This is a genomic window from Kitasatospora sp. NPDC101235, assembly GCF_044767505.1.
Lineage (GTDB): Bacteria > Actinomycetota > Actinomycetes > Streptomycetales > Streptomycetaceae > Kitasatospora.
Genome location: NZ_JBIWNZ010000054.1, coordinates 1 through 25,608 on the forward strand (window position 1 = coordinate 1; position 25,608 = coordinate 25,608).

Below are 25,608 nucleotides of genomic sequence, written 5' to 3' on the forward strand. Positions count from 1 at the left end.
CTTTCGGATCCAGGTGAGTCATTCGGCCCAGGAACCTCCCTCCGAGTTCCTCCCGGCTGAACCGGGGATACAAACAGAGCGCCTCGTGGCGCACAAGAACCGTTCGACGATCCAGCGCTTGGGCAGGACGACGAAGCCGCGCATGTCGTCGCTGCGTTTGACGATCGCGAGGACCAGGGCGAGGCCGGTGAGGCAGTACTCGACGAGGCTGCCGGTGTAGCCGCCGTCGGCCCAGACCAGGGCCAGCAGGTGGTGCGCGGCGGCGACCTGGGCGAGCAGGACCTGGGCGGCGGCGCGGTCGCCGGCATCCGCTGCGGTGACCATCACCGCGAGCAGCAGGCCGAGGGTGTCGACCACGACGTGCCGTTTGCGGCCGTTGATCAGCTTGCCGCCGTCGAAGCCGCGGCTGTCGGATCCGACGACGGCGTCCGCCTTGATGGACTGGGAGTCGATCACGCCCGCGCTCGGCTCCGGATCCCGCCCGGCCTTCTCGCGGACCCGGCGGCGGAGCCGGTCGTGGAACTCGCGGACCAGCCCGTGGTCGCGCCAGCGGCGGAAGAACGCGTAGACCCGGTCCCACGGCGGGAAGTCGGCCGACATGGCCCGCCACTTCGTGCCGTTGTCGACGAGGTAGCGGATCGCGTCCAGTATCGCCCGGTGGCAATAGGCCTCCGGTTGGCCGCCTCGACCCCGTAGCCAGCCCGGCACCGGCAGCAGCGGCCGGACCACCGCCCACTCGGCGTCCGACATGTCGGTCGGGTAGCGGCGCTCGCGTACCCCGTGATCGCCGGCGTTCCCGAACCTGTGAGCCAAGCAGTCACACGCGAGAGTGACCGAAGTGGACCCCGCCTCCGCGATGCCGTAGAAATGCGACAACAGGGCCTCCTGGAGAGCTTGTTGGCGTAGACACCCTTCGAGCTACCAAGAGGCCCTGCTTTCATGCGCGGAAGCCGCCACAGTCACCCGATCGAGACTCTCGTTCGACCGACAGCCCTCAAGATCGGAACGACAACAACCACTTACTGTCCCACGCCCACCCCGAGCGACTTCGCCAGCAGAGTCGCTGGGCCGACTTCCTGCTCCGCACCCCGGGGTGGCAGGTTCAGCTGTGGCGGCGCCGGCGGCGGCTGAAGACGACGGCGAGGCCGCCGAGGATCAGCAGGGCGCCGCTGATCGTCGCCGTGGTGAGCGTGGTGGAGCCGGTGCTGGCGAGGGCTCCGCCCGAGGCCTGCGGGGCCGCCGGGGCTTCCTGGTTCTGCGCGGCCGGCGGGGCCTGCGTGTCGGAGGACGGCTGCGGCGCGGAGGGAGTCGGCGAGGCCTCCGGGGTCGCCGGCGCCGTGGTCAACGCGGTGTGGTCGGTGGCACAGCCCTTGGTGGTGTCGCAGGTGCCGCGCTTGTCGTCCGTGGTGGTGAGGGCGTTGGGCAGTTGCTTGTCGCCGTTGCCGTTGACGGTGACGGAGTAGGTGATCGTGGCGCTGCCGTCCTGCGGCAGGTCGCCGGTCCAGGTCAGCTTGCCGTCCTTGGCCTCGGCGGTGCCGGAGGTGGCCTTGACGTCGTCGTTGTAGGCGGCGTCGTCGAGGACCTTGGACAGGTCGCCGGTCACGGTCGCGCCTTTGACCTCGCCCGTGCCCTGCTGGGTGACGGTGACGGTGTAGGTCACCTTGTCACCCGTCTTCACGGTCGAACCCGACGCGGGGTCGGAGGTCTGGGAGAAGACGTACGAGCCCTCCTCATACGCGTACGTGCCGGCCGTGCCGGTGCCGCCCGGGGTGGTGACGGTGACGTCGACCTTCCCGGCGGCGCTGCCAGCGGGAACGGTCGCGGTGATCTGCGTGTCGCTGTCGACGGTGAACGCGGCAGCGGGCGTGGTACCGAAGGCCACCGCGGTGGCCCCCGCCAGGTGAGTGCCGGTGAGGGTGACCTTGGTACCACCGGCAAGCGGACCGTGATCCGGCGCGAGGCCCGTCACCACAGGCGCCGGGGTCTCGTAGGTGTACGTCCCGGCCGCGCCGGTGCCGCCCGGGGTGGTGACGGTGACGTCGACCTTCCCGGCAGTGCTGCTGGCGGGGACGGTCGCGGTGATCTGGGTATCACTGTCGACGGCGAACGAGGTGGCGGGCGTGGTGCCGAAAGCCACCGCGGTGGTCCCCGTCAGGTGACTGCCGGTGAGGGTGACCTTGGTGCCCCCGGCGAGCGGACCGTGGTCGGGCGCGAGGCCCGTCACCACAGGCGCCGGGGACCCGATCTGCGTGCTGAGGGTGTCACTCCCCACTGCTGGACGCCGGTGGAGTCGAGGGCCTTGACGGCGGTGGTGACGGTCCCGGATGCAATCGGCATGATGGTGAGGGTGATCGTCACAGGGGTTGCCATGCCGCCGACGTTCCTGCAGGTGCCGGACGATCCGGCAGCGATGTTGCAGATCCAGGAGCTGTCCGAGGTCCGCGCGGACATCACCGCGGCGGGGCCGGTGAGTGCGAGCTGCACACGGGGGGAGTTGAGGCGGACGTTCGGGTTGTTGTTGGGGAGGTTGACGGTGACGGTATAGGCCGTGCTCGTCGGCAGGGGCCCGGCCGGGCCCGCGAGCTGCACGACGGAGTCGGCGTGAGCGGGGCTTGCCACGGTCAGCAGGCTGAGCGTGGCGGTCGCTGTGGTGAGCAGCGCCGCGGTGCGGCGGGCCGACGTCTCGGCAAGGACGGAGCGAAACATGGACGCCCTTCGAATATGAGGTTGGGCCGCGCCACGACGGGTGATCCCGGTCCGGCGCGGCGAGGCGGGGGCGCGCGGTGGCGCGGTCGCCCGCTGAACGGCAGTCGTCGGTGGGAGCCACCACACCCAGCCGCTGTTGGCCATGCCAGGAAGCGGCTTCGGGGGGTGCGCTACCGACGGCGATCATCGCACAGTATTCACAAGCGGACTCTGACTTCATCAGATTCCGGGAGACAGCCCGGTTCTGACGCAGCCACAGCCCCGCTCGCAACCAGCAACGACTCGCGATGTGATCAACGACGTGTGGCTGAAGTACTAAATGCTTCGCTCACGACGTTCGAGTGGCGGTAGGTCTCGCGGGCGCACATGCGCTTGATCATCATGGGAGACCCACCACTTCCACTCATTCCGCCGAGCTGCCCCACGGCGCCACGCCCACCTCCAACGCCACGGCAGTGGGCCTCCCCGTCTATCGCGAGGGCCGGCTCAGCTGCCGGCACTGCGGCTCCGTCCCGGCTGTCGACGCGACCTTCCGCGGGCACCAGGGCTTCATCGTGATCCTGCGGCACCTGAAGCGCAAGGGGCCCTTCTGCAGAGCCTGAGGTAGAAGGTACGGCTGAGTGACGATGGCCCTGACTGGCGAAGCGGTCAGGGCCATCGGAGTTCGGCAGTCAGATGGGCGCAGCAGGGGCGGGGTGGGCAGGGCTGGCTGAGTGTGCGGCTCGTCTCCCGGACGGCGCTCAAGCGCTCCGGGTCAGTTGGCAGGGCCGATGTCGATCCACATCCCGATGTAGAGCGCGAGCACGACCCCGACCAGGGCGGCGAGGACCATCACGGTCCCCAGACAGCCCTTCGCCAACCTCTTGCCGAACAACACCCGGCTCCCTCCGTCTCGTCTGGTGCCACCACGCTAGGGCCTGTTTCACAGGTGGATCAGAGGCCGCGTAGGCTCCCGTGCGGTCAGCCGCAGGAGCTGGCTCGGGGCTCGGAGGGGGCATGATGGTCCGGAGGAAGGATCGGGATTCCGACGGAGGACAGCCGAGCGGGGGCTCATCGGAGGACCGTGTCCGTGCGCTGACCGAAGCAGTTGTCGACGGCACCACGGCCGTGGCGGACCAGGTTCGCGGGCTGTCCGGCGATGAGATCCACAGGATTGAGTGTGACCAGTCCGCGCCTCTTGGGGATGCCTATCGCTGCTTCCTGACGTTGATCGGCGGCGGTGCCGGGCACTTCATGCAGGGCAGCGACGTCTTCTATCCGCGAGTCATCGGCTTGGGGGAGGCGGCACGAGAACTGCTGGCGGAGAACAACGTCCCCTTCGTTCTCACCGAGTCGGACCGGGTCATCCTCATGCACCAGGGTTACCAGTTCGATTTTCTGCGCGGCCCCGGACCCGATCCCGAGGTGTGGTCGTACTGTGAGGGCGGTCCTGACGATGTGCCCACCTTGAGCTTCGCCCGGTTCACCGACTGGCTGCAGGCCCACGTCACACAGCAGACCGAGGCGTGGGCGTGCCTCGTCCCATGGTACGAGGCCGAGAAGCAGAAGGGGCCGGGCGACAGGCGCTTGTACTTCAGCCGTCGTCATCCGGACGGCAGCGTCACAGACGAGCTCTGACGCCGGAAGCCCTGTCATCACAGCCACTCGTTGATGACGGCGATGGTGACAGTGGCCTCGTAGCGGACGGCGAGCTTGTCGTACCTTTGGACGTTACCTGTGGCGATGGCCTCGGCCATGGCCCTCGTCTGCCCGTCGCCCCTCGGGTTCGCGGAGCCGATGGCAGTGCTGATGCAGGACGGCCTCACGCCGGGCAGCGGCGTGGTTGACCGCGGTCTGGGATGATCGCACGGTGAGTGATGCGAGACTGCGAGCCGCGGAAGTCGTCGAGGCGCACGTCCAGACGTTCTTCGCAGGGCATTCGGTGGAGGTCATGGACTGCGACCTTGGGCCGGAGCGGCAAGAAGAGCCGGTCGGCCTTCGCGTACTCGTGGTCGGGCCTGGCCCGCGCGGTGACAGCTGGGCCTATGTGACGGCAGGGTGCTGGGCCGCCGATGAGGACGGCCGCGGCCTCGAGTTCGTCATGACCGCCCATGCCTGCGACGAACGCTTCGTCGAGCTCATGGCGATGCTCGCCTGCTACCACTGCGCCGGGCACCGGCTCGACCTGGAACACAGCATGCCGATCGGCGAACCGTGGGTACTGGGTTCGGCCTGCGACCACCTCCTGATCAGCCTGCCTTACCTCCACGGACCCGATCTCGAACACTGCCCGCTGCCCGGAGGGCACGCCCGCATCCTGTGGGCCCTGCCGGTGACCACCGCCGAGATCGAGTTCCGCAGAAACCACGGACACGAGGCGCTGGAACAGCTCTTCGACGAAGCCGAGATCGTTCCCACGGACCCGTTCAGGGCATCGGTCGCCTAAGGTGAGTTTCCGTCGCGTCCGCAGCCGCAGAACCGACCTGTCGTGGGTCATCCCTTCGCGGTCTTCGCGCGTTCGACTGTGGTGGCCTGGAAACGGTAGGACTCGGTGCCAGTCTGGATGAGCGTGCAGCGAAAGGTGATCCGGTCTGCGATGGCCGCGCAGAGGCGGGCGTCACGCCGCCTGCGGAAAGCCTGACGGGGAGCTGTCCCCGCGCGTGCGTAGGTGGCCCGCGGGCTACCTACCGGCTGGCCGCGCGAAGGCGGCCCGGCCGCTTGTGAACGCTAGTCCGAGTACAACGCTGCCAGGCGCGGCAGCCGTCGACTGAGCTCGTCGCCGTTGCCGAAGTCGAAGTTCCAATCCGGGTCCAGAGTCGAGTACTGGATGGTGAAGGCGTCATCGGGAAGTTCCTTTCCAGTGGCTTCCCGGTGGGCGTCCCAGGCGATGCTCAGAGTTTCTTCGCACTCGATGTCGATCCCATCGGCGGCGAACGCGCGTACGGCCGGGAGACCGGCGAGCCTGTCGGGATCGGCGATGACGCTCTCGAAGGCTGCACGGCCCTGTGTGATCAGCCAGCCACGAAAGTAGTCGAACAGGTCGTCGGAGCAACCACCGTTGATCATGTAGGCCGCGCCCCAGAGCGGGGCTCTGTATGAGTCGGCCATCAGTTTCCACAGGATCTGCTCGGCGGCGACGATCTCCTCGACTGGGCGAAGCGCGAGCAGCGCGGCGGCCCTGCGCGCGACGGCGTCGCCGTTGTCCGGGGCCGGCACCTGCGAGCGGGCTTCCTCGATCAGCTTCCAGAATTGCTGGATGTCCATGGCGGCTGAGCATGTCACCGGACTCTGACATTGCGGCCCAGAGAAGGAGATGTCCCAACCGGTACGGGCCACGAGGGCGTATCGCGAAGTGGACGGCCCGCCTGCGCCCGAGCGCATGGCCGTTCGCTCCTGCAGCGCGCCCTCGCCGACGCCCCCGGCAAGCCGCGGCCGCAGCGGCCCGCGCCCACCGCGAGCCGCAAGGTCCAGGAGGGGTACCTCCTCCGCAGCATCGACGTGCTGCTCGCATCCACGCGGTTGCGCGAAGGCGATCCCTGGCAGCTGGTCGCCCGGGCCCGCGGCCTGCACCCGAAGGATCTGCGCAAGGCCATCCAGCACCAAGAACCCCGGCGCCTCACCCGGAAGGTTCCCCCCCAGCGACACCCAGCGACGACGCATCCGAGCCCTGGCCGGCGCAGGCCGGTCGACCGCCGAGATCTGGGAGCGGATGATGGACGACCACGACACGCCCCTCACCCTCAGCAGCATCAACGCCTTCCTCAACGCCGCTCGGCGAAAACGCGCGGCTCGGACCTAGCGTCGCCTCATACCTGCTGTGAGCTGCCCGACTGAAGGACGGCCACGGCTTCCCCGACGCGGCCGAGCTCGATGAGGTACTCGGCGCGTGCCTGGCGGTAGGCCGGGTACGGTCCGAGGACTGCAAGGGCCTCTTCGGTGCGACCGGCTGCGGCGAGCAGGTCGGAGATGAAGCAGATCGCGTACGAGGCGCCGCCCTCGGGATGGGCCCGGGCCAGTTCGGCCACTTCGTCGATCCGGCCGCAGGCGGCCATGAGCGAGAGCCTCGGCGCGAAGGTCTCCCAGCCCTCCTGCCCTCCGTAGCGTTCCTTCATGGCATCGAGGTACGCCAGGCCGTCCTGGGCCCGGCCCTGCTCGGCGTACAGGGTGCACAGCGCCTCGACCACCCAGTCCTCCCCGTAGCCGGGCACCTCCGTGAACGCCCGCAGCTCCTCGATCGCCTCATCGCCCCGGCCGTGGCGGGCCAGCAGCCGCGCCCGCGCCACCGCGTGGTTGCTCCGCCAGTGCGGCGGATTGTCCGGGTGCCGGAAGACGGCGGCCGCGCCGTCCACATCGCCGCGCTCCTCCAACACCTCGGCGAGGCGCACGACGGCGAACCCGTGCTGCTCGCCGGCCGCGTAGGCGCGCAGTTCGCCGATCCGGCCGTGCCGGGCCAGCAGATCGGCCAGCAGGTCGCGGCTGTTGACCGAGCTGGCTCCGGCAGTGCGCAGCAGGGCGATCGCCTCCTCGGTGCGGCCCTGCCGTTCGCGGATCGCGGCGAGCAGGTTGACGGCGTTGGAGGGTTCGATGCGGAGCCTGCCGCAGTCGGGGTCGTCGCAGGCCGGGACCGCCGCCGCGATCCGGTCCTCCAGCAGGGCTACGGCCTGCTCGTCCAGGCCCGCCGTCCCGGCGACGTCCACCAGGGCTGCGGCGAGGAACCCACTTTCGATCCCGGGCCGCAGCAGTGCGAACGCCTCCTCGGCCCGGCCGTGGCGGGCCAGCAGGCGCGCGAAGACCTCCAGGACCAGCCGGTCCCCGGCCTGCGCGTACGGGCGGGACGACACGATCGCCTCCTCGCCCCGCCCCCAACCCTCCAGCAGCTCGGCCCGGGCCCGTACCGCCGGCCACCAGCCCGTCGCGACATACGGAGCGAGGACCTCCAAGGCCCGCTCGTACTGCTGCCGCTCGCCCAGCAGCCGCGCCCACGCCAACGCGCAGAACCACTCCCCGCGCCCGGCCTGCACCTCCACCTCCCGTTCGTGGCCGAGTTCGAGCAGCCGGACAACCAGCGAGGAAGGAATGTAGCCCGACGAGGTCCGGGCCCGGCGTTCGAGATCAGCAGCGTCCACGGCCCCGCACCCTAGGCCCCACCCCCGACAAGACTCCGGACCCGCCGACAGTCAAACTCCGCTGAGACGAAACCGGACCCGTCAAACTCCGCTGAGACTGGTCAAACTTCGGCGAGACGGGTCAGTGGTCCGGGCCGCCGAGCTCCCACAGGCTCAAGGTGTCCGCCCCACCGGCCAGTGCCGTCCGGGCGGCCTCCACCGCCGCGGAGACTGTCCCCGGACAACCGCCCAGGTCGCGCTCCAGCAGCACCCGGCGCAGCGGTTCCAGGGCCTCGTCCTCCTCCATGGCGCGAGCCTAGCCAGCCACTCCAGCCCGGAGCGACGCGTTTTGATCCGGGGGCGGCCGGCAGGCGAGACGGGCGCCGGATGGCCTCCGCGCAGGTCGATAGCCTGACGGAATGACAGGAGTGCTGGAGTTCGGTGCGCTGTTGGCGGGCCTGATGGGCCACCGGGCGCTCGGCTCCGTCGCGCTCTCGGAGGCGGCCGGCGCCGACCCGGCGCAGCTGCGGGCCGTGCTCGACGGGTGGGCACCGACCGGGCGGCTGCTCAGGGACCTCGCACCGACGCTCGGGCTGCACGCCGCCGACCTGTTCGTCCTGGCCGGGCAGCCGGTACCTGACGATCTGACGCCGGTCACCCGCAATCCGCACTGGTCGGTCAACCACGTCGTCTACAACGCGATGGTCATGCCCGCCGGGAACCGGCGCCTGCTGCTGGACGCGATCCGGGCGCAGCCTCTGGTGCGGCGGGAGGGGCGGGGCGGGGTCGACCGGCCGTACCACCGGTACGAGCCGGGCTTCGGTGCGGTGCTCCTGAATCTCGCGCACAGCCGGAACCTCAAATGGGCGTGCACGGCGAAGGCCCTTTACGCGGTGACGACGGGCGGATTTACCTGTCGCCGTCGACGATCGGTGGGGTGGGCCGCGGCACCGTTGAAGCGGCCCCCGAGCTGGTGGCCGGTTTCGCGGGCGTGCTCGGCATCCCCGTCCTTGACCTGGCGGCGCTCGGGGGCATCCGCCTGCCCGACGGTCTGCCTCCGCTCCACTCCCGGGCGTGGCCGCGGTCATCTGGGAAGCCCGCCGCCTGACCACCGCCCAGCTCGGGGAAGTCGATCTCACCTCCCGCCACCTGGCCGACCACTGACCAGCCTCTACCACCAAGGGCTCCGGGGAACCACGAGGCCGGCCACGCCTGCTCCGAGGACGCCCTTACCCCTGCACTGGCCGAGCACCGCCGCTTCACTCGTCCGAGTGAAGCCTGAAGGCTGGCCACATGCAGAAACGATCCGGCCGGACAGACCCCGTATGAACCTTCCCGCGATTTGCGGGCCGCCCGCCCCGACCAGCGCTCCTCCCTGACCGACCCGACATCACGGGGTGGCCATGGCGGGGGAGGTGCCGGTGAGCACCGCGGCCAGGGCCACGGCCGTGCCGTCAGCCGACCGTCACCCACCGTCGGCCCCCTTGTCCGGCAGCCTTGCCATCTGCACCGATACGGTCCCGTGCAGGACTCGGCCCGCCCTTTGCTCCTGTTCGAACCTTCGAGTGAACACGTCCAGGCGTTCCTCGGGCTCCAGCTCGATCAGACCGGGCGGCCAGGTGTCCGGCGGCACGAGGATCACCACGGCGGTGCCCCGGCCTTCGGCTGCTGTCAACCAGCCAGGCGAGGCCTCGACGCGTGTATCCGGTTCCCACGTCTGACGCCCGCCGACCAGCACCAGACGCTTCACACAGCCGTCGCCAATCTCCACGGCTCCGCTCGTGTCCGCAGGCTCACCAACAGCAAGCGTGAAGCCGCTGTCGACCGCGGCTTCCACCAGGTCCGTGTAGAGGTCCGCGCCAACCTCCACAATCAGTTCCGCGAACGGCGGTCCTTGCGCCGCCTCGTGCACCGCCAGCGCCCACACCATCGGAGCCCGGGATCGGCCGTTGTTCGTCTCGTCAGCCACGCCCACACAACGAGCCACAGGCACCAGCCGCTCTGACCTCGCCGTGATCGGCGGGCCCGCTCCCGTGCACTCCCGACAGGCCCGCAGGTCTGGCCGGCGCCACCCGGCGCGGCAGGCCGGGGAGTGTCAGAGGGTGGTGAAGACGGTGTCGACCGTCAGCAGGGCCAGTGCGCCGGCTTCGGCGGCGCGGCGGAAGTCGAAGACGTTGGTGAACGGGCCGGTCACCAGGAGCAGGACCTCGTGGGTGCGTAGCGCGCGCCACCATTCGCGGCCGGCGGTGAGCGGGGCGTCGTACCAGGGCTGTCCGGTGGGTTGGTGGATGGTCAGGTGTGGTGGGGTGGCGGTGGCGGCCCAGCCGGGGTGGGGGGTGTCGTGGGGGTGGGCGGCTTCGCGGGTCCAGCCGTCGGCTGGATGTGGTGGGGGTGCTGCTGGGGCGGGTACCACCAGGACCGGGCGTCGGTCGGGCAGCAGCTCCGGCCACGCCCCGCCCGCGAGCCCCGTACCGGCGATGGTGATCTCCATGGTCCGCCCCCTGCCCCGCAACCCCGCCCGGCACACCCCCCGCCCCGGACACAGCACCCATCATGGCCCACACCAGCACGCCCCCGCAGCCGTCAGCGACCGCAGAACTGCTGGAGCGCCTGCTGAAAGACCCCGACCCCAAGGTCGTCGATGCAGCGGCCGGCAACCCCGCGCTGCCGCCGGCTCGAATGGAGCGCATCCTCGCCCAGGCTGGCCTCTGACCGTGAAGGCGGCGCTGACCGAGATGCTCGACACCTGCGCGTAGCGGCGAGCCGGCCGGACCGACCGTCCTGGCGGGCGGCCCGGGCCGGGCAGGAATCAGAGCGGGGGTGCGTCGGCCCACAGGCGTGCCGTCGGTATGAGAGGCGGCGAGGGCTCGGTGTGCTGAAGGTGCGCCAGGGCCTCCGCGATGCGGCCGAGGTCGATGAGGTAGCCGGCCAGGGCGTGCCGGTTCGTTCGGTCGTGCGGTTCGAGGACGGCGACGGCTTCCTCCGTACGCCCGGCGTCGGCCAGGAGGCGGGCGATGTCGGAAGCCGCGTACGAGGTGGCGCCTTCGGGGTGGGCCCGGGCCTGTTCGACGGCCGCGTCGATGCCGTCGCGGGCGACGATCAGCGGCAGTCGGAGCCGGTACAGGTCCCACTCGTCCTCGCCGCCGCGGCGGGCTTTGAGGTCGTCGAGGTGGGCCAGGCCGTCCTGGGGGCGACCCTGGTCGAGGCACAGGTCGGCCAGGGTATGGAGGATCCAGTCCTCGCCGGGGCGAGTGTCGGCCTGGGCCCGCATCACGGCGATCGCCTCCTCACCCCGGCCGTGCCGGGCCAGGAGCTGAGCGAGGTCGAAGGCCGAGTTCGGGTTGTCGTGCGCAGGCCCGTTCTCCTGTCGGCACGCCGCGATCGCACCATTCACATCGCCCCGCTCCTCCAGCACACGCGCCAACTGCTCCACGGCCTCCTCGCCCATGTCGCCAGCGGCACAGGCGCGCAGTTCCTCGATCCGGCCGTGCCGGGCCAGCAGACCGGCGAGGTGCGTGTGGTGGTTGACCAGAATGGGGCTGCCAGCGCGCAGCAAGGCGATCGCTTCGTCAACGCGCCCCTGTCGCTCGCGGATCGTCGCGAGCAGCCCGATCGCCGTGTCGGGGTCGAGGCCGTGGCAGCACCACGGGCCGTCGCACCGGTGCTCGGCCGGGATCCGGGCGTCGAGCAGCTCGGAGGCCTCGTCGTCGCGGCCGGCGACAGCGGCGACCTCGACCAGGGCCTGGGCGAGGGGCCAGTCGTCGATGTGCGGCAGCAACAGGGTGAACGCCTCCTCGGCGCGTCCGTGCCGAGCAAGCAGGCGGGCGTAGGACTTCAGCGCCATCGGGTGCCCGAGCGCCATCCGGGCCCGGGTCAGCTCGATCGCCTCCTCGATCCGGCCCCAGCCCTCCAGCAATCCGGCGGTGGCCTCGGCGGCCGTCCACCAGCCCGTCGCGGCATACGGGGCGATCACCTCCAGCGCCTGCGCCTGCCGACCCTGCTCGGCGAGCAGCCCCGCCCAGGCCCGCGCGCAGAACCACTCCCCGTCCCCAGCCTGTTCCTCCACCACAGCAGTGTGGCCGCGCTCCAGCAGCCGTGCGACCAGCTCCGGCGGAATGCAGCCGGACCGCGTACGGGTCCGGCGCTCAAGATCGGCAGCGTCCATGGCGACGTACCGTAGCGCTCGCCCCCGACACCCCGCAGGCAGCGAAGGACGGGCGCGACCGCAAGGAACGCCGCCAGGAGCGCCGGCACGAACGCCGCGAGGAAACGGCGGCGCGTCCAGGCAGGGCTGCCCGTACCGCTCCACTCACCCGCCCAACCACCTCTGGACGGCGTACTACGCCCGGCCGAGCGGCGGAGGCGGCAGTGATCAGATACTGGCACGGCCTGCCACCTGGCCTCGGCCGGGTGGCAGGCACCGGCGTCGGCAGTCAGGCGGCAGTCGGCTCCGCTGCGGGGCCGCGCTCACCAACGCCTTCCGCTGGCCCGGGCGGCGCGGCAAAGCGCTTCCACAGTCTCGTGATCCACTCGTTGGAATCAGCAGGTGACTCGGAGGTGACTACGGGCGATGGCGCTGACTCCACGATGTGAAGCAGTGTCCAGGCGAGTCCGAAGCAGTTGTCATCTCCGAAGCAGTCAATCAGGAGCCGCGCTTCATCGTCGGTGACGGGCTTCTCAATCGCGTGCAGTGCCCGCTCCATCTTGTCGAACGCCTCGTCGCCCTCTTCAGAGTTGTCTTCTTCGGAGGGCAGGGGTCCGAGCCTGACGAACTCTCGAACCTCGTCCCTGATGGTCACGGTTACTCCCGGACTCGAAGCAATCACGGTCAACAGGGCTGACTGTTGCATGCTTCAGTTTGATGGTCCTTCACCCCAAAGCTGAGGATCATCAAGCTCGGTTCCGGGGATGTCCGCCGCGAGCATTTCGTCGATGCAGCTTCGCAGCCCGAAACCGGTGGGGTCGACCCAGGTGAGCCATGGCACCGGCTGGAGCAGGTCGTCGTATTGACGAGTGCCGGGGTCGGTGAGGAGGGTTCGGAGCTCGTCGGGGGGCGGGGTCGGTGACCAGGCACAGCCAGGCCAGGCTGGCGCCGATGCGGACCTCGGGCGGTCGGCTGTGATCCGACCAGAGGTCCCGGGCCCACCTGGGAGCGTGGTCATCCTGGCGTTCGCGGGCGAGTTGGGCGATCGCCAGGATCAGGGCGACGATGGTGGGTGTGGGCGGCCCTGACGCCCCGTGCGATGTGAGGCACGTCTCAGGAACTGGGTGGGTATGGCGGACAAAGATCTACGTGGACTATTCACTGCATGCCCGGATCCGGGCAGGAGATCCGGAGGCGTTCCGGGAGATCTTCCGCGACCACGCGCAACTGGTGTTCCGTCATTCCGTGCGTGTGACGGGTGATTGGGCGGCGGCTGAGGATGTCGTCTCGCTGACGTTCCTGGAAGCGTGGCGGTTGCGGGCCCGGTTGCGGGACGAGGGGGGCAGCCCGCGTCCCTGGGTAATGGGGATCGCCGCGAACGTGCTGCGCAACATTTCCCGGGCTGCGCGGCGCCATGCGTACGCGGTGGCCCGCCTACCTGCCAAGGAGGCGATGCCGGACTTCGCCGATGAGCTGGTGGGGCGGATGGCGGATGCCGAGGAACTGGCCGCTGCCGGGCGGGCGCTGGCCAAGCTGCGGCGCGGTGAGCGGGAGGTGTTCACGTTGTGCGTGTGGTCCGGGCTCGGCTACGTGGAGGCGGCGTTGGCGCTGGGGGTGCCGGTGGGCACGGTCCGCTCGCGGCTGTCGCGTGCCCGTGCCCGTCTGCGCAAGCTCGCGCACGAGGAGCTCGTCGCAGCTCGCAAGGAAGGGCGAAACAGCATGGAACCCCTCCCCCGCAGCGGACAACAACAGGGCAGCCGCACTCTTGCGGCCCGGTCGGATGAGGAGAAGCACCGATGATCCGCACCCCGTGGCAGCGGCCCCAGGCTCCGGACCCCGCGGAGCTGGCCCGGCTTCTGCCGGCGCCGGGCGATCCGGCACTGCCGCGCGACCGGCACCACCAACTCGAGGAGTTCTTGATGGCGCAGATCCAGCAGCAGGCCGTCCCTGCCCCGGCGGCGCCGCCCGCCCCGCGCCGCCGGGCCACGCTGATCGGGGTACCGGTCACCGCACTCGCCGTGGCCGCCGGCCTCACCTTCGCCCTGATCGGCACCGGCTCCGACTCACCCGGGAAGCCGGCCCCGGTCGCAGCCCCGGTCATCCAGGTCGAACCGGGCAGTACGGTACAGCTGGCCTCCACTACGCAGCGCATCGCCGACGCCACCGCCCGGCGCGCCACACCCCAGCCCTCCCAGGATCAGTACCTCTACGTCAAGACCGAGGTCTCCTACCTCGCCACCAAGGTGAACGCCGACACCAACGAGTCCCGGACGTGGGTCCAGCCCCTGCACACGCGCGAGGTGTGGATGTCCCCCGACGGCCTCAAGGGGTGGCTGGACGAGCCCGGATACCAGCCCAAGGGAGGAATCACTCTCGACGGCGACGAGCCCGGTGACTCCTACAACAAGGTCGAGGCCCTGCCCACCGACCCCGACACCCTGCTCAAGCAGATCTACGCACGCACCAACAGCGGAAGCGACCGCGACCAGCAGGCGTTCACCCTCATCGCGGACGCCGTGCGCGAACAGCTGGTCCCCGCCCGCACCGCCGCCGCCCTCTACCAGGCCGCCGCGAAGATCCCCGGCGTGGTCGTCGTGGAGCACTCGCAGGACGCGGCAGGCCGTGACGGCGTTGCCCTGGCCCGCCTCGACGCCCGGACCGGCGTGCGCACCGAATGGGTCTTCGACCGGAACACCTACACCTACCTAGGCAGCCGAGGCGTCCAGGTCGACGCCGTTGACAGCGTCAAGCCGGGCACGGTCATCGAGCGCACCGCAGTCCTCGAACGCGCCATCGTCGATCACAAGAAGCAGCGCCCCAGCAGCTCGGACGCCGCCTGACCCAGGCGGCACGGGCGATCCCGGGAGATACGGGGGTCACCACCAGGCCGGTTCAACCCCGGCGTCCTGGCCACCGGCGTCCTGGCCGTGGTCGGCGGTGCCGGGGCCGGTCCCCAGCGTCCGGGTCTCGTCGCGAAGGAGCTCGGTGATCCAGCCGGCGACACCGGTGGGGAGGCGGACGGTGCGCTGTTCGATTCCGTACGGAGTGCCGATGGTCGCCCAGACGTCGTCCCCGGCAGTGACGCCGGGGACGACGGCGTAGTCGGCGAACGTCTCCAGGGCGACGGCGAGGCCGGTGGCGGCGGCTCCGCTGCCGTTGCCTGTGTTCACCAGCTCGCTCGGCCGCTTCGGCAAGCTCAACCACTGCACCATGAACGACGACGACCCCACCGGCGCGAAATGCATCGAGAACGCCGTTGTCCCCACCGGCCACCGACGCCCGCTGATCGACCGATGCCAGCCTCCCGATGCGCCAACAGCATCATCGCGCCCGATCACCTGCCCATCTGGCAGGCCGGACACGCCTCCCTCACCCGGCTCCGCAGCACCCCGGCATCGCCCCGGGCCGCCGGGCCCACGTCGACGCCCAGATCCTCAATCACCTGGCTGGCCACCCCGGAGGATCCGGCGTGCTACGAGGTTGCGGCTGGTCGTTCAACCCGCCGGAGGAGTCCCGCCTTGGGACCCGAGATCGTGGCCGGCAATCCACTGTTCGACGCTTGCGGTCTCCAGGCCGGCGTCGGCTGCGATGGCTGGCACATCAACGCCGTGCTGCCACGCGATGACCACGGCTCGGCGAAAGTCCTCGGTGCGCACCTCCAGGCCGGCCTGCCGCGCCTCGGCGGAGGCCATGTTCAGCGCGTCGGCGTCCTGGACGAGACGGTCAGCGGCGCTCCGCACGGCCTGGCGTGCAGCGTCCGTGACGTTGTCATCCGTCGTTTGATCTTCGGCGGCCGGAGGATGATCGAGGTCGATCAGCACGTTCAGGGCAGCCGCCGCAGCCGCGGCCACCGGCATCGACGCGTTGACCGCATCGAACGCAGCCTTCTGGTCCCCGTTCTGCCAGCACTCCAGAGCCTGCGCTGCCAGATCTCGTAGTTCGGTGAGCTTCGTAAGGGCCGTAGCCGGCGCCGGCTCGTCCGCGGAAGGAACAGTCACACACTCATCGTTCCTCGCTCAGCCCACCCAACCAAGATCATCATTGGCCTGAAACGGCGGCCACGTTCGGAACCACGTACTGAACGGGCATCAGACGCCGCCGGAGCAGCGGGGCCGTCATGGCCGAGCCCAGGCCGGGCAGGCAGGCTCGCGCCAGGTGGTGCGCACGACCACGCCGCCGGGGGCAGGTGTTCGCTGCGGGCCCCGGCACCCCCGAGGACGCGCAGCAGCCGGGCCCGGAGACGGCGCAGCGGGAGGGTGAGCGGCGGCAGGCTGTGAACGAGGCGCTCGCACAGCGGGCGAAGCGGGCCGACGGGCCGCCGAATGGGTGCCAGAACTCGCCGCCCGGCAGATCGAGGAGGGCCACCGCGCGGTGCTGGAGAGGGCCGCCGACGCCATCGAGCAGACCAGCGGCCGGGAAATCGTCCCCGGCGGCGAGGGACAGCTGGACAACGAGCTGCGCTACGCCCTGGCCGCCGGCCTGGTGACCGGCAACCCCTATTCCGGCGGCCTGCCGGTGCTGGCGCCCAGGGAGCGGGTCGCGCTGGCGGCGGTGTGCGCGGTGGTCGCGGCGATGCCGGTCACGGTGCTGAACGACCCGGTGCGTGAGCTGCCCGTGCTGTGCGCGGTGATCGACGTCGCGCTGGCCCTGGCCGCGTGGGAGCCGCTCCCGGCCGGGGACACGGCCGGTCGATGACACACCCTCCCGCCCCTGCCGGCAGAACATAGGTGGCCCGGGTTCGGGCGGCTGCCGGCGGGCAGGGGAAGGGCGTGGGCGAGCGGCGGCACCAGGAGCCGGCCGTCCCGGTCGGCGAGGCCGAGGCGCGGCGGCTGACCGGCGCGCTGCGCGAGTCGGTCGAGCAAGTGCGCACCGCCGTCCTGGTGCCGGCCGAGCGGGTGCGCGCCGCGCACCGCGGCCGGGTGTGGATCGCCCTGGGCTATCCGTCGTGGGGCGCGTACGCGGCAGGGGAACTCGACGTCTCGCGGTCGACGGGATGCGCGCCCATCTGGCGGGCCTGCCGCTCACCGAACGCGAACGCCTGCGCCGCCGCAGCACCAACGAGCGCTACACCGTCGACAGCATCCACCCCCACCGCACCCGCATAGCCCGCACTCTCCTCGCAGACTGACGGTGCCTCAGCTCCTTGGCCCGCCGGTCGAGGCGACCGACGGCGCCTCACCAGCCAAATTGGGCATCAAGGACCGATCAATCCCAAGGGTCCTCAAACCGATCCCGAGCCGCCGCCTGGTCAACATAGTGCAGAAAGCGAGGATTGGAAATTTCCTGAAGGGAGATTTCGCTCAATGGCCATTCATCGAAATCGCCACAGAGAATCTTGAGCAGGAACTCGGCCATGCCGTAGGGGTAAATCGACCACGCGGAATCGACTCGCTTGTAAACAGCGACCGGCCAGCGATTCGGGTTATCATCCGCGACAGCCCAGCAAAGGGTGTCAGCCCAGCAGTTGTTCCCCAGATGAGCATATCCTCCAGGCAATAGGCCTGAGCTAGCTGCGGATCCCTCCAACCCTGCAGAGCCGGGTCCGCCAACGCCGCGTCCGAGATCCGCGACACTCGATCCCCGCGCAACGGCTCCCCGGGCTTTGCTGGCACAACGAATCCCACTGAATCCTCAATCGACCCAGCGCCGAAAGCCTCAACGAAGGCCCGATAATCGGCCGGGAACGGTACCCCGTACATCACCTCGGCCACACTCCAGTCGACTTCTTCACCATGAGTGACGCCAGGGCGAGATACCCTCCGAATGAGTTCAGTCATAACATTCAGCACATCGGAATCATAGCCAGCCACGCTACCCCACCCATCCGCTTGGCGAATACATTCCCACGTTATGCCACCTCATATCCAAGAAGCTATACATGTCATTAGGCACGTGCATCCGCGGCTACGCGAGGGCCGCCACCACAGCCTCCGCACCGACGGAATGCGCCACCTCGGACACGGGGGCCGCCACGCTCAGCAGCATCTGCTGGCGCCGCTCCGGCAGGAACGGCCAGGACACCCACGCTGGCGCGGGGAGCGCGGGGCCAGGAACCCCTCGACGTCGCACTTCAGGGCAGGTGGCACACAGGGTGCACTCTCCGAACTTGGACTCACAAGTCGCTCAGGTGCTCACGGAAGACGGCTTCGAGCCCGGGTACGGTGCGCTCGGTCAGGACCTCATCGGACAGTCCGGCCTCCATGCCGGCCCGTGTGTTGAAGTCGACCCGGCCGTTCGCAGGTACGAGTTCCTGGATCATCCAGGCAGCGAACTCCGCGGCTGCACCGGCGGTCGCATTGCGCAGGGACAGGCCTTCGTCGCCTGAGACGCCGGATCCGATGCCCTCGTAGGTCGTCCCGGACGCGGTGAAGTCGAACCACCAGTCGTTCTCGTCGCTCGGGCCGTAGGCCCCGCCATCCGCCTTGGTGTGCACGAACGCCTCCTCCCCCTCCCTACGGCGCAGTGCCTGGGTGAAGATGTCGAGGGTCAGGTTCCAGGTGGTGGTGGGGGTGGGGGTGAAGACGAAGAGGGTGCTGGTCTCGGGGAAGGGGAATTCGGGCTGGTCGGGGGTCATGGCTGCCTCTGGTCCTAGGTGATCGTGGGTGTGGTGAGGGGGCCGGGCGGGACGTAGCGGGCGTAGCCCTTGGCGCCGTTGAGGGCCATCATGGTGCGCCAGTAGGGCACGGTGTTGGGGTCGTTGGTGACTATCTCCATGCCGCGGACCTGCTGGTTGCGCGGGTCGTTCATGGCGACCGCGTACTTCTGGAGCTCCTCCTCGTCGTCCTTGAACAGGAACTTGGGCTTGGCGCCCTTCTCTCCGTTCTGGCTCTTCTCGAATTCGTCGAGGGTGCGGTAGCACTTGGCGGGGTCGCGGACGTACTTGGCCTCGACGATCAAGCCGTCGGTGTCCCGGAGGCCGTCCGCCATGATGTACGGCTCCTTGTTGGGCCTCAGCGGCACGAGCGGCAGCTGGTACTCGGGGTAGCCGGCGGTGTCCCATTGGTACTTCTTGTCGTCGTACGTGCCGCCGGAGAAACCGCCGGTGACCAGGCCCGACTTCCACTGCCGGAACGTGGCCAGTTCGGTGGGTGTCAGTGGCGGGTAGCCCGGCATCGGCGGGGTCGGGGGCGCGATCGGGGTGCGGATCTGCACGTTCGGGTTGACCGGGGTGTAGACCGCGGGAACCAGCGGCAGAGGCAGGGGAAGCGGCGCCGGGAAGGGCAGGATCCACGGGAACCCCGGACCGGACGGCTTCGGCGGGGCGGGCTGCCCCTGAGGGACCGGTACCCGTTTCTGGGTGTCGTCGAGCGCGTGGGGCGTGCCGGCGAGCGACAGGATCTGGGTGTCGCCGAGCACTTTGGACTTCAGGCCGCCGTCGTCGCCCTCCCCGCCGAAGACCGGGTCGTCCCAAGGCGCAACGAACCAGTTGTTGAAGAAGCTCGCCGAGTCGTCGATGTGCTTGGCGTACCGGTCGCAGGCGTCACCGAGCTGCCGGCAGGCCGACGCCAGGTTCGCCAGCAGCGTGGACGCGCTGTCCGGCTTCGCCGGGTAGTCCTGCCGGCCGACGAAGGCCGTGAAGAACGACGCGACCGCCTTGGCCGTCTGGCCCTCATGGACATCGTCGACGGTGCGCCAGGCGTCCTGCGCGCTCTGGAGGACCTGCACGGTGAGCCGGTGGGCAGCCTGCCAGCTCCCGGCGACCTTCCTCAGCTTGTCCGAGTCCCCGCGGAACCGGTCCCCCCACACCACCGGTCGACGCCGCCAGTCTTGCCGAGCGCCTCCGGCAAGGTCTCGCCAATGCCCCGCGGATCCGGCGCGCACTGCCCGGCGGCCGTCCACGGCTGGGCCAGGCCGGCCGCGGGATCGCCGCCCGGGTCCGCGTTCGCGCCCAGCAGCTGCTTCGCCACCGCGTCCTCGGCCGCCAGGTAATTGTTCGCGTTCGCGAGCAGCGTCTGCGAGCCCTGGCCCATGAAGTGGCAGGCGTTCGCCATCTGGTTCAGCGTGGTCTTCGCCGTCGGCTTGTACACCGACGCGAAGATCCGCCCCGCCTCGTCGTCCCCGATCATGCCGCCGGCCGCAGACAGCTCCCGCGCCAGCAGCGTCACGATGTTCAGCAGGTCCTCGGAAACCTGATGCATCTGCCAAGACCCGTTGACCAGAGCACGTACGTCGACCTTGTAGCCGCCGTCCATCCCACCCCCACTCCCCCCACAGCAACTGCCTCCATGCTAGAAGGCCGAACGTCACCGGCGGCCCGTGTTGCGCTCACTGCGCAACCTGGGGGCAGAAGGCCGAAGTCCTCGGCGCAGTGGTCCTCTCAGCGGTGCCGCCCCGGACTCTCCAGGGCGGCACGGCGACGGCGGGTCAGGCCTACACGGACGCTGCGGAGTCCCACCTCGCCTCGCTCGCCACGCGAGCCTGCCCGCTGGCCTGGCGTGCCCGGTGCGCTCGTCGCGTCCGCTCGGCTCCGGGTGGCGACTGGCCGGCCTCCCGTACGAACGCGCGCAGCCGCCGTGCGGCTACGCGAGGGCCGCCACCACAGCCTCCGCGCCAACGGGACGCGCCACCTCGGACACGGGGGCCGCCACGCTCACACCACCGTGTTCGTCCGGCAGCGCCCAGTTCGACCAGCATGTTCAGCGAGGCCACTGCGGCCTGCGCCGTCTGCGTCCCCCGCACGATCGCGTCCAGCGCACCATGCCGGTCACCGCTGTTCCAGCAGTCAAGGGCCAGCGCGGCCAGCCGGCCGGCCTCGGTGAGCTCCCCGAACACCACCTCCGGCAGCGATCCCAGCGATCCCTCGCCCGAGTGCGTCCACCGGGACTGGTCAGCGGGCGGCACGGTGCCCGGCCTCGGCGGCCTGGAGACGGAAGGAATCGATGCAGGTCTGTCCCACTCATCTGGGGCTGGCACTCGTTCCTCCGCCACCGCGTTCCGGCTGACCTTGTACCGCAGGGACAGCTGCCGGCCCGAGACCCGTCGGGTCTGCGAGGGCGGTCCCGGTGGATCTCCTCGAACAGCAACTCGCGTGGCGAAGCCACCGGCCTCACGACACGACCGTGATCAAGGACCACAGCCTGCCGCGTCCAACCGGAGCAGTCGACGACGCTGCTCCGAACGCGGCGTGTCACTCCCCCAACCGAGGTGGCTCTCAATCTCGTTGCCCAGGACGATGGCCGCCCGAGGCCCACGCTCAGCAACTCACGCCCAGGAATGAGGCTGGACCGCCGGCACGGTCCGGGTAATCGTGCCGGTCCCGGGGTGCCGTGTCGTCGGCCGTACGGGTGTGCGACCTAGGTTGGGCGTCGTGTCTGATGCCGTTGATTTCCCCGCTGACCTGCTCGAACTCCAGCGCCGCTGGTACACCGCCGAGGCCGACTGGGCCGCCGAGCCCAGCGAGGAGAAGCGGTCCGCGTTCGCCGCGGTCGGCGCCGAGCTGTACGCCCACCCGCACTGGGGCGACACCGAAAACCGGCACAAGGTCGAGATGAAGCTCAAGCAGGCCACCCACCCGGACGCCGCGCAGGAGCTGACGGCCTGACCGCCGGTCGGCCCTCCTGCGCATGCGCTTACTCCCCGGCCGGACGACGGTGAAGGGGTCGGGCGAGCACGTCGGGAGGCATCGGTGGCAGATGACGTCAAGGCCGAAGAGCCGGATGAGGCGCACCGCCGACCGCCCGGGGTGGACGACGCGACCATCGAGGCGCTGGGGATGCTGACGAAGGCGCTGGAGTACACCGAGCGGGCCCGCGGCCACCTGTACGCGGCGCACCACATGACCGGCGGCGCCGACCGGATGCTCGCCGAGGCGGTGCAGATGCTGCGTCAGGCCGGGCACGAGGAACAGGCCGACCTGGTCGAGCGGGAGCTACTGGGCCGGGACGAGTCCGGGAACGAGGCGCAGCCCAACCGGGCCCGGGAACGACGGGGGTGCGTCCCTGGTGGGCTGCGACATGGGGATCTTGGTGGAGACACCGCTGCGCATTCGTTGCTTGAGTAGGGCATCCCACTCTGCGGAATGATTTGGTCGATCCGGCCGTTCCACGTCTGTTGCGGTAGCGGCAACAAGGCTACTTGAACTCGTAGTTGACGCTAAATTGCAGACCATAGTTGGTGGCATGTGCAAGAGGTTGGGGGATTTGTGAGCCAGGCGCCATCACCGACGAACCGCCCAGACGAGGGTTCATCAGGGATCCATCAGCGCATCGACAGCGCCACCAAGATCATCTCTGCCGCCACAGGCCTTGCCGGCCTTGTGCTCGGGTTCTTCGTTCTACCGGCAGCTGGCATCTCGTCGCCAACCGCGCCAGCTCCCACGGTCACGGTGACCAAGGCCGTGCCGGGCCCGACGGTTACTGCGACAATGACCGCCGCTTCGACGTCCTCGCCCAGCGCCGTGGCTTCCCCAAGTCGGACAGGCGTCGTCTACCTCCGGGATCTGGATCTTCTCCGCGACAGCTTCAACCCCCTACATCCCGGCCAGGGAACGATGAATGGCGTCTCCTACGACAACGCCATCACCGGCGTGTCCAGTAACGTCGGAGACGGCACCAAGACGTATTACAACCTCGGCCGAGGCTACAAGACACTGACCGGCATCCTGGGGCTCGATGACAACGGCCTCAATGACCGCACGGATGTATCAATCGAGGCAGATGGCAAGCGGCTAATGTTCACCCACCTCACGCTGGGAAACGCCGTGCCGATCAATCTCGATGTCACGGGTGTTCTGCGTCTAGCAGTCATCACAAGCCCCGGCACATCGTACGGCACCAACGGCCCCACGGTTGTCTTCGCTAACGGCACTCTCTCCAAGTGAGCCTGCCTTTGGGGTGCCCTGGCCCTTGAGCCAGCGCTGCACGGTGCGCTGGGAGACGCCGAGGTCCTGGGCGAGCTTCCGGGTCGAGCCCTTGGCACCCTTGAGCAGGAACCGCATCCGGGCCCGGACGGACCGCGGGATCGGACGGGTCCGCTCGGCACGCTCCAGCCCCTCATCGATCTCCCGACTCACGCTGCTCCTTCCCTGCCGCCGAGGTCGGCGGCCACTACTGGCGGTCGTGGTGGGCAGCCCGCCGCGCCTGCGGGGCGGCCGGGACGGCGCCGGTTTGGCCGGCGCCGCGGGCGTTGCCGCCCATGTCGCGGTCGTCGCCGAGGGCTTCGGCGGCGGCGAGCAGGCCGAGCGGGGTGAGGGCCCAGATCTTCTCGGCTCCGGGGCCGCCTGGCTGTGGCTTGGAGCCGGCGGTCTTGTCGGTGGGTTTGCGGCTGGGCGGGCGGGTGGTGCCGCGTGACTCGACGAGCTTGTGCTTCTCCAGGTCTTTGACGGCTTCGCGTACGTGCTCGGTGCGGTTGTGCTCGCGGTCCTCGGTGCCGCCCGCGACCAGGGCGTGCAGCTGCTTGTAGGTGGCGACCTTGAGGACGCCGAGGACGGCGAGGACGTCGTCGCGCACCGAGCCCCAGGAGCCGTTGGGGTTGCGGGCGGAGCGGCGGAAGTGGACCCGGGCGGGCCGGGCCGGCGGCTGCTGGTCGTCTCGGGCGTGCCCCTGCTCCTCGTGCATCTGCCGCTCCCCGTCGCTGGTGCTGATCTTCCTCGTCTCTCTACCTCACGGCACCGACACCCGGGCGCCGCCCACCGCCCCCGACCACCCGGCGCCGACCACCGGGAGGCGCGCGGCCACCCGGCCGCGAGGGGAAGGGGGCAAGCAGACCCAAAGCGGCAGGCAGGGCCCGTCGGACCAGGAGCGAACCCGGGACCGTACCGCCCCACCCAACCGCCAACCACCAACACCACAAGCCAAGGACAGGAAGGGGAGGGAAAGGGTTGTCGGCGAATCCGGGAGCCCCGATTTCAGGCCTGAGCCTGCGGGAATGTCGAAACCCTTGGAAGGGAAGCCCCCCGGGGCAGCACCCGGGGACGCCCCCGGGGAGCCACCCGGGGGCTTGTTCCGCCCCGCCGGGCACGCGGCGCACTCTGACGGCAGCTCACAGCAACCCTGGACGGTCATGGACGGTCATGGAGAACGCTACCCGCCACAGGTCCGCCGCACGCCGCCCACGGCCGTCCTGGCGCCGCCTCAGGCCCGCAGAGTGCCCGTGCGGGTCACTGTCCGGCTCTCTCGGAGCGGATCGCCGACAGGTATTTGCGCGCCGTCCCCTCGGTCACTCCGGCCTGCCCGGCCAGCTGTGGGGCAAGGTCGCCTGTCGGCAGGTTTCTCATCGTCGGCGGGAGCGCGTCGTACAGGCCGGCGAGTAGTTCCCTGCCGGTTGCAGATGTGGGCGGGGCGGGTCTGTCGGGGTGACCGGTTCCTGCGTCCCGCGTCTGCCTGGGGATGGTCTCACCAGTACGGACGGTGGCCGGCGGTCGCTTCGCCGAACCGGGTGTGCCCTGCCCGGCCACGATCCGGGCGTATTCGGCGCCTACCGCCTCTGGTGCGGCTCCCGCTCGAACCGCGTGCGGGCGCGAAGGCGGAGAGTTCGGTCAGGGCAGCGGCCAGTTTCACCCTGCGCGTGGATGACCCGTTGCCCGGCGGCTCGTAAGGCTTCCATGTGATCGTCCTTCATGACGGCACATGCTGCCCTCGCCGCGACCGGGGCGGCCGGGTATCGGGAGCGGTTCCCTCGACAGGATGACCCGGCGGCACCAGCCGGCGTCGATCGGCCCTCGCGCCGCCACGCGAACACTCGTGAGGTCGGGCCGTACGGGACACCCAGGGGTGCTGCTGCTCTCTCGGCCGTCCGACAGCCTGCGGAGAGAAGTAGTCGGCGTCCCGGAAGGCGGTTGTCCCGTGCTCTGAGCTGCGGCATCAAGGTTTCCGGGGGCTACCTTGATGCAACCGCAGAGGCAACCTCCAGGGCAACTTCAGGAGCAACCGCAGGAGCAACCTCTGAGGCAACCTCAGAGGCAACCGGCCACGACTGGCGGACGAGGCTGTGACTGGTCGAGATAGTTGTCACTTGGCCGCGGTAGTTGTCACTGGCTGCGCCGGTTCGCCGGCTGCGATCATGCTGGGTGTCCTGTCGCATTGCAGTTGGCGGATTCTCACTCGATCTCATCCGTCTTGTCGGATTCTCACCGTTTCGCGAGCCGAGCGGGGTCTGTAACCCCGGCTCCGGTTGGGCGGAGGCTGTCGGTGGCAGTTCGTAGGGTGCCCGCGTGAACATCGATGATCTTTCTTGGCAGGCGCGCAACCATGGTGGCGTCTACCCGCGGATGGTGCGGACCCTCCTCGACCTGGGACAGGTGGAACTGCTGATCCGGGCGGCGCGGGAGCGTGGGGACTGGAACTGTGCGGAGGCGGCGGCCCGGGAGTTGTGTGCGGCCGGGGAGTTCGATCGGGCGCTGGCCCTGGTGGACCCGTTCACGGATATCGGCTGGCGGGCCGCCGAGTGGGTCACCGCCGAGATCATGATCCGCCGGGGCGAGGGCGACGAGGCACTCGCGATGGTGCGTCCGGACCCCGCCGAGCTGGGCGACGGCCACGTGTGCGCCCGCTACGCCGAGCTGTTGTCGAAGGCCGGACGGGTGGAGGAGGCCGTCGATGTGCTCACGCCCCATCTCGGGGAGTACTGGCTCCGGTCCCGCCTAGGGTGCGTATCGGGTTGTGATCAATCTGTGGGATTCGCCCTCGCGACAGTTCCTGATCCGGTAGACCGTACTGTGTGACGCGAGCGCAACTT

Annotated in this window: 29 protein-coding genes; 11 read left to right on the top strand and 18 right to left on the bottom strand. The window is 69.8% G+C overall.

What is annotated here, in order from left to right:
- Positions 1-18: 18 nt before the first annotated feature.
- From ACIRRH_RS41805 to ACIRRH_RS41815, 3 genes are all read right to left on the bottom strand, one after another.
- Positions 19-750, bottom strand: a complete 732-nt coding sequence (locus ACIRRH_RS41805; RefSeq protein ID WP_403078507.1) for an IS5 family transposase — start codon at positions 748-750, stop codon at positions 19-21.
- A 352-nt stretch (positions 751-1,102) separates the two neighbouring features.
- Positions 1,103-2,224 (bottom strand): IPT/TIG domain-containing protein, encoded by a 1,122-nt coding sequence (locus tag ACIRRH_RS41810; RefSeq protein WP_403078509.1) that lies wholly within the window; start codon positions 2,222-2,224, stop codon positions 1,103-1,105.
- Positions 2,221-2,706: a hypothetical protein gene (locus tag ACIRRH_RS41815; protein WP_403078511.1), complete on the bottom strand. Its 486-nt coding sequence runs from the start codon at positions 2,704-2,706 to the stop codon at positions 2,221-2,223. Before ACIRRH_RS41815 ends, ACIRRH_RS41810 begins: the two co-directional genes overlap by 4 nt.
- A gap of 1,107 nt (positions 2,707-3,813) precedes the next feature.
- Here ACIRRH_RS41815 and ACIRRH_RS41820 point away from each other — a divergent pair.
- Positions 3,814-4,323 carry a hypothetical protein gene (locus ACIRRH_RS41820; RefSeq protein WP_403078512.1) on the top strand — a complete coding sequence of 170 codons (510 nt, stop codon included), beginning with the start codon at positions 3,814-3,816 and terminating at the stop codon, positions 4,321-4,323.
- Between the two features lie 232 nt (positions 4,324-4,555).
- Positions 4,556-5,131 carry a suppressor of fused domain protein gene (locus ACIRRH_RS41825; RefSeq protein ID WP_403078514.1) on the top strand — a complete coding sequence of 192 codons (576 nt, stop codon included), beginning with the start codon at positions 4,556-4,558 and terminating at the stop codon, positions 5,129-5,131.
- A gap of 281 nt (positions 5,132-5,412) precedes the next feature.
- Here ACIRRH_RS41825 and ACIRRH_RS41830 read toward each other — a convergent pair whose 3' ends face one another.
- The 5 genes from ACIRRH_RS41830 to ACIRRH_RS41850 form a co-directional block, all read right to left on the bottom strand.
- Entirely contained in the window at positions 5,413-6,435 is a 1,023-nt protein-coding gene (locus ACIRRH_RS41830) for a DUF4240 domain-containing protein (protein WP_403078515.1), read from the bottom strand.
- A 56-nt stretch (positions 6,436-6,491) separates the two neighbouring features.
- Positions 6,492-7,811, bottom strand: coding sequence for a hypothetical protein (locus tag ACIRRH_RS41835; protein ID WP_403078517.1), 1,320 nt, complete (start codon positions 7,809-7,811; stop codon positions 6,492-6,494).
- A gap of 121 nt (positions 7,812-7,932) precedes the next feature.
- Positions 7,933-8,097 carry a hypothetical protein gene (locus tag ACIRRH_RS41840; protein WP_403078518.1) on the bottom strand — a complete coding sequence of 55 codons (165 nt, stop codon included), beginning with the start codon at positions 8,095-8,097 and terminating at the stop codon, positions 7,933-7,935.
- A 1,158-nt stretch (positions 8,098-9,255) separates the two neighbouring features.
- Complete coding sequence (locus tag ACIRRH_RS41845; protein ID WP_403078519.1) at positions 9,256-9,759, bottom strand: hypothetical protein; 504 nt, start codon at positions 9,757-9,759, stop codon at positions 9,256-9,258.
- A gap of 126 nt (positions 9,760-9,885) precedes the next feature.
- A complete protein-coding gene (locus ACIRRH_RS41850; protein WP_403078521.1) occupies positions 9,886-10,281 on the bottom strand; it encodes a hypothetical protein in 396 nt (131 codons plus the stop codon).
- 62 nt (positions 10,282-10,343) lie between these two features.
- On the opposite strand from ACIRRH_RS41850, the gene ACIRRH_RS41855 reads away from it, so the two are divergent.
- Positions 10,344-10,502, top strand: a complete 159-nt coding sequence (locus ACIRRH_RS41855; RefSeq protein ID WP_403078522.1) for a hypothetical protein — start codon at positions 10,344-10,346, stop codon at positions 10,500-10,502.
- A gap of 97 nt (positions 10,503-10,599) precedes the next feature.
- Here the strand turns inward: ACIRRH_RS41855 and ACIRRH_RS41860 are convergent, their stop codons facing one another.
- Positions 10,600-11,955: a tetratricopeptide repeat protein gene (locus ACIRRH_RS41860; protein ID WP_403078524.1), complete on the bottom strand. Its 1,356-nt coding sequence runs from the start codon at positions 11,953-11,955 to the stop codon at positions 10,600-10,602.
- A 268-nt stretch (positions 11,956-12,223) separates the two neighbouring features.
- Entirely contained in the window at positions 12,224-12,589 is a 366-nt protein-coding gene (locus ACIRRH_RS41865; protein WP_403078525.1) for a hypothetical protein, read from the bottom strand.
- Positions 12,590-13,083: 494 nt separating this feature from the next.
- Between ACIRRH_RS41865 and ACIRRH_RS41870 the strand changes: the two genes are divergently transcribed.
- Both ACIRRH_RS41870 and ACIRRH_RS41875 read left to right on the top strand, forming a co-directional pair.
- Positions 13,084-13,734, top strand: coding sequence for an RNA polymerase sigma factor (locus ACIRRH_RS41870; protein ID WP_403078527.1), 651 nt, complete (start codon positions 13,084-13,086; stop codon positions 13,732-13,734).
- Positions 13,731-14,774 (top strand): CU044_5270 family protein, encoded by a 1,044-nt coding sequence (locus ACIRRH_RS41875; protein ID WP_403078528.1) that lies wholly within the window; start codon positions 13,731-13,733, stop codon positions 14,772-14,774. The genes ACIRRH_RS41870 and ACIRRH_RS41875 overlap by 4 nt, the downstream gene beginning before the upstream one ends.
- A 36-nt stretch (positions 14,775-14,810) precedes the next feature.
- Here the strand turns inward: ACIRRH_RS41875 and ACIRRH_RS41880 are convergent, their stop codons facing one another.
- Both ACIRRH_RS41880 and ACIRRH_RS41885 read right to left on the bottom strand, forming a co-directional pair.
- Positions 14,811-15,134: a hypothetical protein gene (locus ACIRRH_RS41880; RefSeq protein WP_403078530.1), complete on the bottom strand. Its 324-nt coding sequence runs from the start codon at positions 15,132-15,134 to the stop codon at positions 14,811-14,813.
- A gap of 294 nt (positions 15,135-15,428) precedes the next feature.
- Positions 15,429-15,932: a hypothetical protein gene (locus ACIRRH_RS41885; RefSeq protein ID WP_403078531.1), complete on the bottom strand. Its 504-nt coding sequence runs from the start codon at positions 15,930-15,932 to the stop codon at positions 15,429-15,431.
- Positions 15,933-16,260: 328 nt separating this feature from the next.
- Between ACIRRH_RS41885 and ACIRRH_RS41890 the strand changes: the two genes are divergently transcribed.
- Together ACIRRH_RS41890 and ACIRRH_RS41895 are read left to right on the top strand one after the other, a co-directional pair.
- Positions 16,261-16,629, top strand: a complete 369-nt coding sequence (locus ACIRRH_RS41890; protein WP_403078533.1) for a hypothetical protein — start codon at positions 16,261-16,263, stop codon at positions 16,627-16,629.
- Between the two features lie 298 nt (positions 16,630-16,927).
- Positions 16,928-17,062: a hypothetical protein gene (locus ACIRRH_RS41895; RefSeq protein ID WP_403078535.1), complete on the top strand. Its 135-nt coding sequence runs from the start codon at positions 16,928-16,930 to the stop codon at positions 17,060-17,062.
- A 77-nt stretch (positions 17,063-17,139) separates the two neighbouring features.
- Here the strand turns inward: ACIRRH_RS41895 and ACIRRH_RS41900 are convergent, their stop codons facing one another.
- The 4 genes from ACIRRH_RS41900 to ACIRRH_RS41915 all read right to left on the bottom strand — a co-directional run bounded on the left by ACIRRH_RS41900 (position 17,140) and on the right by ACIRRH_RS41915 (position 20,126).
- A complete protein-coding gene (locus ACIRRH_RS41900) occupies positions 17,140-17,289 on the bottom strand; it encodes a hypothetical protein (protein ID WP_403078536.1) in 150 nt (49 codons plus the stop codon).
- Positions 17,290-18,046: 757 nt separating this feature from the next.
- Positions 18,047-18,508, bottom strand: a complete 462-nt coding sequence (locus ACIRRH_RS41905) for a hypothetical protein (RefSeq protein ID WP_403078538.1) — start codon at positions 18,506-18,508, stop codon at positions 18,047-18,049.
- 14 nt (positions 18,509-18,522) lie between these two features.
- Positions 18,523-19,683 carry a restriction endonuclease fold toxin-2 domain-containing protein gene (locus tag ACIRRH_RS41910; RefSeq protein ID WP_403078540.1) on the bottom strand — a complete coding sequence of 387 codons (1,161 nt, stop codon included), beginning with the start codon at positions 19,681-19,683 and terminating at the stop codon, positions 18,523-18,525.
- On the bottom strand, positions 19,641-20,126 hold the full coding sequence (locus ACIRRH_RS41915) for a hypothetical protein (RefSeq protein ID WP_403078541.1): 486 nt from the start codon (positions 20,124-20,126) through the stop codon (positions 19,641-19,643). The genes ACIRRH_RS41910 and ACIRRH_RS41915 overlap by 43 nt, the downstream gene beginning before the upstream one ends.
- Before the next feature lie 1,115 nt (positions 20,127-21,241).
- Between ACIRRH_RS41915 and ACIRRH_RS41920 the strand changes: the two genes are divergently transcribed.
- From ACIRRH_RS41920 to ACIRRH_RS41930, 3 genes are all read left to right on the top strand, one after another.
- Entirely contained in the window at positions 21,242-21,475 is a 234-nt protein-coding gene (locus ACIRRH_RS41920) for a hypothetical protein (RefSeq protein WP_403078543.1), read from the top strand.
- Positions 21,476-21,559: 84 nt separating this feature from the next.
- A complete protein-coding gene (locus tag ACIRRH_RS41925) occupies positions 21,560-21,934 on the top strand; it encodes a hypothetical protein (RefSeq protein ID WP_403078544.1) in 375 nt (124 codons plus the stop codon).
- 141 nt (positions 21,935-22,075) lie between these two features.
- A complete protein-coding gene (locus ACIRRH_RS41930; protein WP_403078546.1) occupies positions 22,076-22,753 on the top strand; it encodes an NPCBM/NEW2 domain-containing protein in 678 nt (225 codons plus the stop codon).
- On the opposite strand, the gene ACIRRH_RS41935 is transcribed toward ACIRRH_RS41930, so the two are convergent.
- Together ACIRRH_RS41935 and ACIRRH_RS41940 are read right to left on the bottom strand one after the other, a co-directional pair.
- Positions 22,670-22,945 carry a helix-turn-helix domain-containing protein gene (locus tag ACIRRH_RS41935; RefSeq protein ID WP_403078548.1) on the bottom strand — a complete coding sequence of 92 codons (276 nt, stop codon included), beginning with the start codon at positions 22,943-22,945 and terminating at the stop codon, positions 22,670-22,672. The genes ACIRRH_RS41930 and ACIRRH_RS41935 overlap by 84 nt on opposite strands.
- Before the next feature lie 34 nt (positions 22,946-22,979).
- Complete coding sequence (locus ACIRRH_RS41940; RefSeq protein WP_403078549.1) at positions 22,980-23,489, bottom strand: hypothetical protein; 510 nt, start codon at positions 23,487-23,489, stop codon at positions 22,980-22,982.
- Positions 23,490-25,084: 1,595 nt separating this feature from the next.
- On the opposite strand from ACIRRH_RS41940, the gene ACIRRH_RS41945 reads away from it, so the two are divergent.
- Positions 25,085-25,594, top strand: coding sequence for a hypothetical protein (locus ACIRRH_RS41945; protein WP_403078551.1), 510 nt, complete (start codon positions 25,085-25,087; stop codon positions 25,592-25,594).
- Positions 25,595-25,608 lie beyond the last annotated feature (14 nt).